Below are 11,851 nucleotides of genomic sequence, written 5' to 3' on the forward strand. Positions count from 1 at the left end.
CCTGCTGAACCGCTTAAAGCGTTTTCATCTCGCTCGTACGGCAAAACAGGCTTGGCGGACGTCGTTGGCGCCTTCGGCTAGGGTAGATCGATTCAAGCTTTCGTAGGTCGGCAATCCTTTCCCAATCGCAAACGGTGTCTTCGGGAGCGCCGAAGCCACCCTTCCGACGAACCCGTTGGCCCAACGGCGGCGTCGGGAAGGGTCGCGACTAAAGCGACCGTTTGCGATTGGAAGGGATTCCCGACCTACTCGCCAGTGCCCGTACAGTAGATATGAAAACGCTCTAGCCAGCGACTTTATCGCTGAAAGGAAACTCACTTCATCCGACCACGCGCGGTCTTCAACCCGGTATCTACTTGTTGTCCGTTGAAACGGATTGCAGTCCCGGTCCGTTTCGATTTCAGGCTTCCACACGTCGGCTACAGATTCGAGGTTGCTCGAAGGTCGGAAGCCAGCTCAACGTCGTGGCGCCCATGGATTTCAACAGAGTCACGAATACCTCGGTGGATATTTTCGGACGCGCGCTTCCAACAGCCTGGAATTCCGCGGTTCCCTGATTGTCATACTGTTTCACGGCTGGTGAACCGTGTCCCAGTAGGGTTGCGATATCTCGCCAGGAACTCTGTTGTCTCTGTTCTAAGGAGCTGAACATGACTAGCAACTCTCTCGCCTTCCCACTTCGATTCTCCAGACTTGCATTTTCGGGCGCCTCCCTGGGTAGAACCCTGCTCAAGCGGTTGCGCGACACCGTGATCGGTGTTCCGGTCGCGGTCCTGCTTTTCACCCTGCAGCTAAACCACGCTGTCGCAGCACCGGCGGAGACCACTTCCTCCGGCTCGACAACAGTGCGGCTTGCGCCAGAGTTTGTGCAGGCGCTGAATGATCTCGGGGTCACGCCCGACGCCATATCACCGGCCCAGTTGCGGATGAACTCGGACGGGGTACGGGCCATCTTTCCGATTACAACGGGCGTGGTGGACCTCGAGCCTGTGCGCGCCGAGATAGACCACTCGGGCGGGCTCTCGCTCACGGCTGGCGACACCCGCGTGGAGCTTTCCAGCTTTATCATCGATCTGACCGGAGACCGGCCCGTCTTGACCGGTCTGGTGGTGGCGAACGACGATCTGGTTGCGCGCCTGCCCCTGTTCGACCTTTCCCTGGAGGCCGCGAAAGTCGATAGCGGCGACGATGTCCTAACGGTGGAGGAGGTCAAGGTCACCCTATCGGAGGAAGCCGCCAGTGCGCTGAACCAGCAGTTCGGCGTCCAGGCTTTCACGAAAGGCTTTCCGATCGGTCAAGCTAACGTGCGCGCCGTTCTCGAATCTGAGGACTAGACATACGGCACATCCGCTGACAGGCGGGTTCGCCGGGGGTTCAAACAGCCGGATCAGCGATGATTCGGCTGTTTTCTTTCTGTAAAAAGGGAAAGGGGATAGGCTTTGCCACCGAGCATTCGGGGAAACTAGGACGGTAGATTCGAGTTCCGATGCTGCCGCAAGGTGCTGAAGTGCCGAGGTCAGCAATCGACCGGTTTGAACCATCCAATCCACGTGAGTTGACTGTGGCAGAGCAACGTCCACTTCCTCCGACCGCGAGTGGTTTTCCACGAGGCATGTCGTCCCGACAAGGGAATTGCTGCATTCCCGGCCCAACTTGATTTCAATCCTTCTACACGTCGGCTACAGCGGCTCGACGAGCGGCACGCCGTATTCCTTCAACAACTTGTTGACTTGGCCGCGCTTCCTTGCCAGCGCTTCATCGAGCGCGGCCCGCAACGGCTCGTCGCCTTTTCGCACGCCCATCGCGATCGAAAATTCGAACGGCTGCGCTTGCGCCTCGCCGGGCGTCGGCAGGGGTACGACCTCTAGCTTGACCGGCTGGCGTTTGGCGAAGTAGCCCGCCAGCGGTCCCCAGGCGATGGCGACATCGACCTCGCCTTGGGCGACCGCCTCGATCAGGCGTGCCGGCGGATTGGGTTTCCGATAGTCGCCGTAAATGCTGTAGCCGACCACGTTCCGGATGATGCCGCGCCGTGCCAGGGCTTCGGCCGGGGGCGGATTGCTGTAGTCGTCGCCGATGAAGTGAAGACCGATCCTGAGCGTCCGAAGTCGCGGATCGTCGAGCGAACGCGGCGCGTAGCCGGCGTTCTTGCGGTATACCAGGGCGTAGCTGGAGCGGTAGTACGGTCGGGTCGTCAGGGCCATTTCGAATCCGCTAGGCACGCCCATGACCAGGTCGCAGCGCCCTGCGCTCAGCGTGTTCCGAAAGAAGCCACGGCGCTGTGCCCACCAGGTGTACTCCAGCTTGCGGCCGAGTTCGCGGGCCATGATCTTCGCCAGGCGATTCTCGAAGCCTTCGCCGCGCTGGTTGGAGAAGGGCAGGTTGTTGGGATCGGCGCAAATCCGCAGGATTTTCGTCCCTTCAGCGGCATAGGCGCTCGCGGCGACGCTCAGCGACAAACACAATGCCATCCGGCGCAAGCCTCCGATCATGGCTGCTCCTCCGGCAGCGCGAAGACGTATAAGGTGCCGCCTTCGCCCGTGACTTTGGGCAAGTCCTGCATCGCCCCGACGAAACCCAGTGCGCCGTACGGAACCTTGGGGTCCAACTCGCCCGACACCACCGCGCCGGACCAGCCGCCGACGCCCGCCAGCACCGCGACATATTGTTTGCCATCGGGGCCCCGGTAGGTGATGGGCTGGCCGATCACGCCGGAGCCGGTCCGAAACTTCCACAACTCCCGGCCGGTCTTTGCGTCCACCGCCTTGAACCAGCGGTCCATGGTCCCGTAGAACACCACATCGCCCGCCGTCGCCAGGGCGCCGCTCCAGGCCGGAAACGGCTCGTCGATGGCCCACACTTTCTTGTTCTGGACCGGGTCCCAGGCGGTAAAGAAGCCGCGGTTGCCGCCCGGTCCCGCCTTCATCGCGACTTCGGCGCCCACATAGGGCGTTCCCGCGATATAGCCCACTTCCATGGTTTTCATGTCGAAACAGAGGTTGTTGTGGGGCACGTAAAGAAAGCCCGTGCGCGGCGAATAAGCCATGGGCTGCCAGTCCTTGCCGCCCGGCGGGGCGGGGCAGATATCCTTCACGAACTTGCCGAGTTGCGGACCCTTTTCCAGAGCTAATTCCGCCTGACCGGTCTTCACATCGACGCGCTTGACCGTGTTGGTATAGACGAACGGCTCGGCGGAAATGATTTCGCCGGTCAGCCGGTCCATCACGTACATGTAGCCGTTGCGGTCGGCATGCACCAAGACCTTGCGATCCTGGCCGCCGATATTCAGGTCGAGTAGCACGTTCTCGTTGATGCCGTCGTAGTCGTAGAGATCGTGCGGATTCCACTGGTAGGCCCAGCGCGCCATGCCGGTGTCGGGATCGCGGGCGAACACCGAAGAGGTCCATTTGTTGTCGCCGGGGCGTTGCACGGCATTCCAGGGGCCGGCGTTGGAGGTGCCGTAATAGATCAGATCGGCTTCCGGGTCGTAGGAAATCCAGCCCCAGACCGTCCCGCCGCCGATTTGCCAGGCCGTCTCGGACGGCCAGGTGGTCGCCCCCAGGTTCTCGCCGGTTACGTAAGGCGGCTTGAAATCCGGTCCGATCAATACGTCCTTGTCCGGCCCCGTGCTGTACGCCCGCCAGAGGATCCGGCCGTTACGGGTATCGAGCGCGGTGATCCAGCCGCGCACGCCCATCTCGCCGCCGCTGTTGCCGACCAGAACCTTGTTCTTCACCACGATGGGGGCCATGGTCATGGTTTCGCCCATGGCGATTTCGCCCAGCTTGGTTTTCCACGCTTCCTTGCCGGTGGCCGCATCGACCGCCACGGTATGATTGTCCAGCGTGTTGAAGAAGATTTTTCCCTCGGCGTAGGCCGCCCCGCGGTTCACCACGTCGCAACAGGCCACGCCTTGCGCGGCTCGGCTGGGGTTCGGCTTGTACACCCACTTGATCGCGCCGGCCTGATTCAAGTCCAAGGCGTAGAGAAGATTGGGCCAGGGGGTGACGAGGTACATCGTATCCTTCACGACCAGCGGCGCCGCCTCGTGGCCGTTGAGCACTCCGGTCGAAAACACCCAGGCGACGCGGAGCTGTTTGACGTTGCCGGCGTTGATCTGATCCAGGCCGCTGAAGCGGGTATTGGCGTAATTCTTGGCGGCCATCACCCATTGGCCGTCGTCCTGAGAAAGGCGGACGACCTCGTCCGAAGCCGGGGCATTCGCCAGCCATCCCGAACAGGCGGCAGAAATCAGCAAACACAGCATCGATCGGATCATCCGGTCTCTCCTCCAGCTGTAGATCAACAATCCTTTGCCGGAAAGCCGGCTTGTCGACCCGCTGTGTCGGGAAAGGATTCCCGACCTACTTCGGGCGCGACGTTAATCGTAGGTCGGCAATCCTTTGCCGACAAATGCGCCGTGAAAGGATTCCCGACCTACATCGGACGCGGTCCCAGCCATTCAGCGCAGAGTCTGGAGATAGGCGAGCACCGCCTGCAATTCCGGGCCGGAGAGATCCATGGTCGGCATGAAGCAGCCCGGCTTTTGCGCCTGCGCATCCGCGATCCATCCTCCGAGATTGCCCACCGTATTCGGGAGCGTCCCCGCGCCGATGTAACGCCGGCTCATCAGATGGGTCAGGTCGGGACCCAAAATGCCATAGGCAGCGGTTCCGCGGACGGCATGACAGACGCCGCAACGCTCGATGAACACCTGGTAACCCTCACGTTCGAGCTGCGCCACGGAAGGCGCTGCGCCGGCCAGGCAGATCGCGAGCGCGACGAGGTGCTTGAGTACCGTTGCCTTCATCGTTGGGAGCCGCGTCCACGACCCGAATCGGGATGGGCCGGCTTTTCCGTCGAGCCGGCGTCCGGTGCGGGCGCTCCGCCGAGCGTTCGGATATAGGTCACCAGTTGCCAAATGGACTGCGGCGGCAAGGCCCGGCTCCAGGCCGGCATACCGTTGGGACGGCCTTGCGCGATGCTGAGATAGATCGCGGCGGGTTCTCCGCCGTAGATCCAGTCGCGGTCGCTCAAGGGCGGACCCATGCCGCCTCCGCCCAAGGGGGCATGACAACCGCTGCAATTCAGGCTGTCGAACAGCTTTCGTCCCTGCACGATGGCGCCGGCATCGTTCGCGTACGGATTCTCGATCGGCAGTCCGCGCCGCGGGACGATCGGATTGCCGGAGATGGGCACTTCCAGCAATTGGGCGGCGCTGGGGCGATGCAGCGGTCTCGCCCCCCATTCCTGGCCAAATACGGGAAATAACGCCGATGATGCCGCTGCCGCGGCCGAGCTCAACAATACAAGGCGCTTAATGCTTCCCATCTAAAGCGGCCGATAAACGATTGAGGCGGGCGATACCTCAAATTAGACGAAAACGACGCGTCTGTCGTTAGCGGATATTACGTATGATCGAACGCGCCGGCAGGCTGAATCCGCGACTCTTTCTCGATCCGAAGCGGCGGAACTCCCACGATCTCGAAGGTTGCCGAAGCGAGTTCGATGCCGGCCTGTTCGAAGCCCTGGAGGATGTCGCGGCTCAGCGCGTCCTTGGCTTCGCGAATGCCGCGGTCGCGCACGATGAAGCGCACGGTCAGCTCCAGCCAATTATCGGTCAGGCGGTAATAGACCCGCGGCCCGATCTCGGTCGGTTTCAGGAAATAGCGCCGCTGCATCTCTTCCAAGGCCTCCTGCCCGAGCTTATTGGTCGTGATCGTGTGGCGCAGGGCAGCTTCCGTGACGATGCGCTCGGCGCGTTCGCGGTCGGCCCGGTACGGAATCGGGAGGCTCAGTTCTTCCCAAATATAGGGGAAGTCGCGGGTGTAGTTGTAAACCGGCTCGTCGAAAATCCTGGCGTTGCTGACCGTGACCAGACGGCCGGTGTATTCCCGGCTTCGCACCCACATGGCCGGATCGGCAGCCTGCACCGACGGCGGCTGGCCCATTTCCATGATCGTCGTCTGCATGAAGCCCAAGGCCACCACATCGCCGCGCACGCCGCCCATGACGATGCGGTCGCCCACATGGAAGGTCTTGCCTCTCAAGATCACGAAATAACCCGCTGCCGCGGTGACCACCCGCTGCAGGGCGAAAGCGAGACCTGCCGTCACGAGGCCCAAGGCGGTGGCGAGCCGGGTCGGGTCGTTGAACCAGATGGAGGCGAGTCCCAACAACAACAGAAAGGCGGTAATGAGCTGGATCGTTTGGCGCGCCCAGAATTCGGTCTGCTCGTCGGGGCGGCGGCGGAAGATGAATTTCGAGCCCTGACGGATCGCCCATCGCAACAGAAAAATCATGGCGATCAGGAGAAGACTCATCAGGAGCTTCTTGCCGTTCTCGGCATTGATGCCGACCAGCCGAATCCCGAAAATTTCCACGGCCCGGCTAGGGCCCACCAAGCGAATGATTTCATCCATGTCGGCAGTTTCCTGTTCGCCTTTACGGTACCGACCGGCGACGGACGGTTTTTATCCGCATTGGCTCGAATCCGGAAAGACAGAGCCCGATCGCGCAGCCTTTATTCCCCGAACGGCAGTTCCAAGCCCAGCGCCCGCAGCACCACGTCAGCCGCAAGAAACATCCCGAATCCGACCAGCAGAATTCGCAGCACTCGGGGCAGCCAACGGCGAAACAGCGTTTCCGGCCTGGCCCTCCACGGCACTTGCCGGCCGGGCAGCAGCTTATGGATCAGCAGCAGAATCAAGAGAGGCTAGGCCGCGGTCGAGGTCTCGTGTTCGCTGCCGCGCACCCCCGCCAGGCTCGAAGCGCCGCCGGTGTCGATGTTTTGCAGGACGCTGAAGCTGCCGTCGGTTTCCAGAACCACCGCGCCCACTTGGTCGGGCGACGCGATCCCCTGGGTGCGGAGAGCCTGCAGGATTTCTCCCTCGGTAACCCGTTCCGCCTTGAGCGCCGCGTGCAGGAATTGGCCTCGATGGAACAGCAGGCGCGGTTCGTCTTTGACCATACGGCTTACCGTGCTGGACCGGGCCGACAGCCAGGCCAAAGCCCACTGAAGAAAGATGAGCAGGGCGAAGGCCAGCACGCCATCGGCCAAGGTCACGTTCTTCGTCAGCAACACCGTCGCCAAGGTGGAACCCAATGCCACGGTCACCACGAGGTCGAAGGCGTTGAGCTTGGACAGGGTGCGTTTGCCCGAGACCCGCAAAAGCAGCACCAGCAGGACATAGGCGCACACACCCACCACGCCGGTTCTCACGAGACTCATCCAATTGTCGAAAAACATAGTGCCTCCTTGCGGTAAGAAATCCTTAGAAATATTAATCAGGCCCGTAAATACCCTCCTGGTATTTCGGGCCGCCGCCCAGGCCCGGTACACGCCCGGCCTGGGCTCACGCGGCTTGTCGCCGCGCCGGGGCATCCCTGCCCCGGATTAACCCGGCCTATAAATATAGGCCGGGTTAATAACACTGCCGTTCGCCGCGTCGTCGAATGTCCAGGGTGGCGCAATGGAACGAACCGCCGAGCGGCGCATAGCTCGCAAACGAGCAGGGAATCGGCTCGAAGCCGTGCCGTTCCAAGAGCCGTATCATCGACGGCTGGTCTTTTTCGACGATCATTCGCTTTTCGTCGATCGAGAGCACGTTGACGCTCAGCCAACGGCTGGACATGGATACGAGCTGTAGAAACGTGCTCGGCGTCGGATCGGGCTCGGGTGCGACCAGGATATCCCAAGACTTGAGCATCTCCGGAAGCCGGCCGACGTCGACGTATTCCGGATTGACCAGCAACCGGCTTTCCGCCAAAGGCAGAATGGTGGTGTCGATGTGCATGGGTTGCCGGCAGCGGCTTTCGATTTCGTGAACGCGGATAAATGCAACGTCTCTACCGTGATTCATGGGGTTTGCGCACAAGCCTCCGATGCCCTTTCTCGCCGGCCGATTGACATTTCACATTGCCGGAACGGAGGCCGTTCCACTATGCCTTATCGAAGTGACTCGGGCGGCATTGGATTGTTCCCTATGGCGGCATAGGTATCTGCACAATTTGTCACCCGGCACGTAAGGGTGGCTTTGGATGCTTGTGTAGATGCCTTGGTTAGGGCGGGCGGGACTATGTCTTAGCCGCGCGAGGGTTTAGAATCGATTCGGCGCTAACGGCAAGGATCGCCGGCGGGTGTTTCTTTCTCGGAAGTAATTGCACGTCTATCTGACATGGAGGTCCGATGGTGCATTCAATTCTAAACGCTACAGCGGCGGAGGCTCTGGCCATCGCCATTCGCAAACGTGTTCGCGGCGAGGTCCGGTTCGATTTCCGCAGCCGCGCGCTCTACGCGGCGGACGCAGCCGACTACCAGCAGATGCCGATCGGCGTGGTCATTCCGCGCGACGTCAACGACGTGGTCGAGACCGTTGCCGCCTGCCGCAAACACGATACGCCCATCACGACGCACGGGGGAGGAACCCGCTTGGCCGTGCCGTGGCGCAACTCCGTCGTGATCATCGACATGTCCAAGTATCTTCGGGGCGTTCTCGCCATCGACCCCTCACGGCAGCGGGCAGTCGTGGAGCCGGGATGCGCACTCGATTCTCTGCGGAGTAAAGCGGAGGAGCACCATCTGACCTTCGGTCCCGACCCATCGAACCACGTTCACTGCACTCTGGGCGGCATGATAGGCAGCAACGCGTGCGGACTGCACTCGGTCATGGCCGGGCATACCGCCGATAATGTCCACAGGTTGGACATCCTCACTTACGACGGGCTGCGCATGACCGTCGGTCCGACCTCGGAGGAGGATTTGGAGGCCATCATTCGCGGCGGCGGCCGGCGCGGGGAGATCTATGCCGGCCTAAAGGCGTTGCGCGACAAATATGCCGATACGATCCGGGCACGCTTTCCCAAGATTCCGCGCCGCCTCTCCGGCTATGCGATAGATCAATTGCTGCCCGAGAACGGCTTCAATCTCGCTCGCGCACTGGTCGGTACCGAGGAAACCTGCGTTATTGTCCTGCATGCGGAATTGCGCCTGGTGCCGAGCCCGCCCGTGCGCACGCTGCTGGTGCTGGGTTATCCGGACATTTTCCGGGCCGCCGACCACATTGCCGAACTCATGGCGTTCAAACCCATCGGCCTCGAAGGCATCGACGACTCGCTCGTCAGGTCCATGAAGGCCAAACAAATGCGCTTGGAGGAATTGCAACTGCTGCCTGCGGGGCGCGGCTGGCTGATCCTGGAGTTCGGAGGCGAAACTCAGGAAGAATCCGCCGGCAGAGCGCGGCAACTCATGGACGAACTGCGCTGCAAACCAGGGGCTCCGTCCATGAAGCTGCTGGACGATCCTCGCGATGAAGCCCGGATACGGAAGTTCCGGGAGGCCGGACTTACGGCGACTACCCATGGGGCGGGATTGCGGATGGTCCGGCCGATTTGGGAGGATGCGGCCGTGCATCCTCAGGATGTCGGTCCGTATTTGAGGGAATACCGGGCGTTGCTCGATAAATACGGTTATCGCTGTTCTTTGTACGGCCATTTCGGCGAGGGCTGTATCCACTATCGGATCGACTTCATCGCGCACGAACGCATCCGACATTGGAGGGCTTTCGTCGACGAAAAGACGGACCTTGTCGTGCGTTACAACGGTTCACTGTCCACCGAACAGGCCGACGAACCGGCACAAGCGGACCTTTTGCCCAAACTGTACGGCGACGCGTTGGTTCAAGCATTCCGCGAGTTCAAGGCGATTTGGGACCCGCAGAACCGGATGAACCCGGGCAGGGTGATGGATTCGTTCTCGTATGCGAGACCATTGCATCTGAGACGGGCGATGTGACTTCTAATGCAGGCTCCGGTTTTGCTGATGCTCGCCGTTGGCCGATCTCTTCTGCCATGGCTATGGCGACTGCAAGAGCATTTTTCGGTTTGGTTGTAGAAAGGTTCGTCGGCAAAGGATTGCCGACCTACGCCTAAAACTGACGATATAGTAGGTCGGCAATCCTTTGCCGACGAACCGCGTCAGGACTCGGCCAAGGCCCCCGTTCGGCTTTCGTCGACGAAGCGCTCGGTCGCCTCGTCCAGCGCGCGCGGCTTGCGTTCGCGGATCTCGTGGACGTAAAGGGTTTGCGGCTTGAATTTCTGCTCGTTGCGTTCGGGCGGCAGGGACATCTCGTATTTGACCGGGCGCCGGTGGTCCGCCAGTTGCAGTTCCGGGTTGAAGACGCTGTTGAATTTCCACAGGCTTTTCAGGAAGTTGGTCTGGCCGCGCAAGAGATGGCGGAAGACGATGCCGGCCGCGCCTTTGAGGGATTCCCAGCCCATGTGTTTCAGATTGAGCACCTGCTGGGTTTTCACCAGTTCCGCGTAGAACTCGGGCAGCGGCAGCCGGGTGGGCAGGACGGCATGCTGGATGTCGAACAAACGGTAGTCGCGGGTGGTCAGCTTTCGTGATTCGGTGTGCCAGGTTTCGGTGCCGGGGTAGGGCGTGTTGACGCTGATGTTGACGATCTCCGGAATCTCCAGACACCACTGGCGGATGGTTTCGAAGCGGTCCCGGTCCCAATCGGGGTCGGCGATGAGGTTGATGGCGACGGTGATCCCCAGGGAGCGGGCGAATTCGAGCGCCTCGAAGTTCTTGGACAGGCTCACCCGCTTCCGATAAAGAGCGAGACCGGCCTCGTCGATGGCCTCGACCCCGAGAAACATGTATTCCATGCCCAGCGTTTTCCAGAACCGGAACACGTCCTTGTTGCGGAGCAGCACGTCGCCCCGGGTCTCGAGGTAATACTCCTTCTTGATTCCGCGTCGGGCGATGGCTTCGCCGATTTCGAAGCCGTGCTTGTCCTGGATGAAAGCCACGTCGTCGACGATGAAGACGCCGGGTTCCCGGACGCGGCTCAGGTCCTCGACGATCTTCTGCGGGCTCATCACGCGGTAGCTGCGGCCGTAAAAGGTCCAGGCGCTGCAAAAGGAGCAGTCCCAGGGACAGCCGCGGGTGAATTCGACCGAGGCACAGGGATCGAGAGTGCCGAGGAAATATTTGCGGCGATGCCGCACCAAATCCCGCGCCGGGCTGACATCGTCGAGGTCGGCCACGAAGCCGGGCGGCGGACCTTCGCCGTCGGCCGTGACGGCTCCCGGTACCTTATGCACCGAATCGCGGTCGTGCTCGATCGCCTCCAAGAGCTTCGGAAATCCGGCTTCGCCCTCGCCGCGCAGCACGCAATCGATCTTGCCCTCGCCGTGTTCCAGCAGGTCCTTGGCCGTGAACGAGGCGCTGTGCCCGCCGATGCAGACGAAGCTGTCGGGTAGCCGGTCCTTGGCGTCCTTGGCGAGATCGATCACTTCCGGAACATTGGCCAGGTAATTGAGGGCGAAGGCCACGACGTCCGGCCGCCAGGTTTCCAGCATCCGGTAGAAATCCCGGTGGGTCTCGACCTGAAGATCGATCAGGCGGACCGAGTGCCCCAGGCGGCGTGCCGATTCCGCCACCATTTCCAAACCTAAAGGCTCGAGACGGAGAAAGACCTTGGTGTACATCAGGGGACTGGGGTGGACGGCGAGAATTTTCATGGAGTGATCTCTTCTAGTTATTGGTTTGTCGATTCGTTCAGGAAAATCCTTGTTCCGCACCATCGGTCGGTGTCGGGTCAAAAGCAGACTATGAAATTTGGAGTCCATGTCAATGACGGAAATTCCTTTGAGGCGGCGCTCGCCATAAGAAAATTGTCATTCCGCCGGATTTCACGGGCTAGAGCGTTTTCCGAATCGGTGTAAGGGATTCGGATATGTAGGTCGGCAATCCCTTGCCGACGTATCGGCTCGGCGAAGGGCTTTGTCGGAAGGGTCGCGACTAAAGCGACCGTTTGCGATTGGAAGGGCAGCTCTGGCGCTC

At 61.1% G+C, this 11,851-nt stretch carries 11 protein-coding genes; 2 read left to right on the top strand and 9 right to left on the bottom strand.

Translation table 11 applies throughout. The features are described from left to right. Nucleotides 1-650 precede the first annotated feature (650 nt). Entirely contained in the window at nt 651-1,334 is a 684-nt protein-coding gene (locus ABJK70_RS12300; protein ID WP_077730675.1) for a hypothetical protein, read from the top strand. A gap of 345 nt (nt 1,335-1,679) precedes the next feature. Here ABJK70_RS12300 and ABJK70_RS12305 read toward each other — a convergent pair whose 3' ends face one another. The 8 genes from ABJK70_RS12305 to ABJK70_RS12340 form a co-directional block, all read right to left on the bottom strand. Beyond that, nucleotides 1,680-2,492 (bottom strand): substrate-binding domain-containing protein, encoded by an 813-nt coding sequence (locus ABJK70_RS12305; RefSeq protein WP_347258127.1) that lies wholly within the window; start codon nt 2,490-2,492, stop codon nt 1,680-1,682. Further along, on the bottom strand, nt 2,489-4,279 hold the full coding sequence (locus tag ABJK70_RS12310) for a methanol/ethanol family PQQ-dependent dehydrogenase (protein ID WP_347258128.1): 1,791 nt from the start codon (nt 4,277-4,279) through the stop codon (nt 2,489-2,491). The genes ABJK70_RS12305 and ABJK70_RS12310 overlap by 4 nt, the downstream gene beginning before the upstream one ends. A gap of 183 nt (nt 4,280-4,462) precedes the next feature. After that, nucleotides 4,463-4,810: a c-type cytochrome gene (locus ABJK70_RS12315; RefSeq protein ID WP_347258129.1), complete on the bottom strand. Its 348-nt coding sequence runs from the start codon at nt 4,808-4,810 to the stop codon at nt 4,463-4,465. Then, on the bottom strand, nt 4,807-5,331 hold the full coding sequence (locus tag ABJK70_RS12320; RefSeq protein WP_156879819.1) for a c-type cytochrome: 525 nt from the start codon (nt 5,329-5,331) through the stop codon (nt 4,807-4,809). Before ABJK70_RS12320 ends, ABJK70_RS12315 begins: the two co-directional genes overlap by 4 nt. Before the next feature lie 77 nt (nt 5,332-5,408). Then, the gene (locus ABJK70_RS12325) at nt 5,409-6,422 is read right to left on the bottom strand and encodes a mechanosensitive ion channel domain-containing protein (protein ID WP_077730670.1); all 1,014 of its coding nucleotides are present in this window, start codon (nt 6,420-6,422) and stop codon (nt 5,409-5,411) included. Nucleotides 6,423-6,523: 101 nt separating this feature from the next. Beyond that, nucleotides 6,524-6,709 carry a hypothetical protein gene (locus ABJK70_RS12330; protein ID WP_077730669.1) on the bottom strand — a complete coding sequence of 62 codons (186 nt, stop codon included), beginning with the start codon at nt 6,707-6,709 and terminating at the stop codon, nt 6,524-6,526. 6 nt (nt 6,710-6,715) lie between these two features. Beyond that, nucleotides 6,716-7,249, bottom strand: a complete 534-nt coding sequence (locus ABJK70_RS12335) for a YetF domain-containing protein (protein WP_077730668.1) — start codon at nt 7,247-7,249, stop codon at nt 6,716-6,718. Between the two features lie 175 nt (nt 7,250-7,424). Beyond that, nucleotides 7,425-7,862, bottom strand: coding sequence for a hypothetical protein (locus ABJK70_RS12340; RefSeq protein ID WP_077730667.1), 438 nt, complete (start codon nt 7,860-7,862; stop codon nt 7,425-7,427). A 326-nt stretch (nt 7,863-8,188) separates the two neighbouring features. Between ABJK70_RS12340 and ABJK70_RS12345 the strand changes: the two genes are divergently transcribed. After that, nucleotides 8,189-9,793, top strand: a complete 1,605-nt coding sequence (locus ABJK70_RS12345; protein ID WP_347258130.1) for an FAD-binding oxidoreductase — start codon at nt 8,189-8,191, stop codon at nt 9,791-9,793. Nucleotides 9,794-9,975: 182 nt separating this feature from the next. Here ABJK70_RS12345 and hpnR read toward each other — a convergent pair whose 3' ends face one another. Continuing rightward, nucleotides 9,976-11,529, bottom strand: a complete 1,554-nt coding sequence (gene hpnR / locus ABJK70_RS12350) for a hopanoid C-3 methylase HpnR (protein ID WP_347258131.1) — start codon at nt 11,527-11,529, stop codon at nt 9,976-9,978. Between the last annotated feature and the right edge of the window lie 322 nt (nt 11,530-11,851).

This window comes from Methylocaldum sp., from assembly GCF_039794385.1.
Taxonomy (GTDB): domain Bacteria; phylum Pseudomonadota; class Gammaproteobacteria; order Methylococcales; family Methylococcaceae; genus Methylocaldum.

What these genes read in the sequence shown, in the direction of transcription:
- ABJK70_RS12305 (WP_347258127.1), bottom strand. Translation starts at nt 2,492, where the DNA reads ATGATCGGAGGCTTGCGCCGGATGGCATTGTGTTTGTCGCTGAGCGTC.
- ABJK70_RS12335 (WP_077730668.1), bottom strand. Translation starts at nt 7,249, where the DNA reads ATGTTTTTCGACAATTGGATGAGTCTCGTGAGAACCGGCGTGGTGGGT.
- hpnR (WP_347258131.1), bottom strand. Translation starts at nt 11,529, where the DNA reads ATGAAAATTCTCGCCGTCCACCCCAGTCCCCTGATGTACACCAAGGTC.
- ABJK70_RS12315 (WP_347258129.1), bottom strand. Translation starts at nt 4,810, where the DNA reads ATGAAGGCAACGGTACTCAAGCACCTCGTCGCGCTCGCGATCTGCCTG.
- ABJK70_RS12340 (WP_077730667.1), bottom strand. Translation starts at nt 7,862, where the DNA reads ATGAATCACGGTAGAGACGTTGCATTTATCCGCGTTCACGAAATCGAA.
- ABJK70_RS12320 (WP_156879819.1), bottom strand. Translation starts at nt 5,331, where the DNA reads ATGGGAAGCATTAAGCGCCTTGTATTGTTGAGCTCGGCCGCGGCAGCG.
- ABJK70_RS12325 (WP_077730670.1), bottom strand. Translation starts at nt 6,422, where the DNA reads ATGGATGAAATCATTCGCTTGGTGGGCCCTAGCCGGGCCGTGGAAATT.
- ABJK70_RS12345 (WP_347258130.1), top strand. Translation starts at nt 8,189, where the DNA reads ATGGTGCATTCAATTCTAAACGCTACAGCGGCGGAGGCTCTGGCCATC.
- ABJK70_RS12300 (WP_077730675.1), top strand. Translation starts at nt 651, where the DNA reads ATGACTAGCAACTCTCTCGCCTTCCCACTTCGATTCTCCAGACTTGCA.
- ABJK70_RS12310 (WP_347258128.1), bottom strand. Translation starts at nt 4,279, where the DNA reads ATGATCCGATCGATGCTGTGTTTGCTGATTTCTGCCGCCTGTTCGGGA.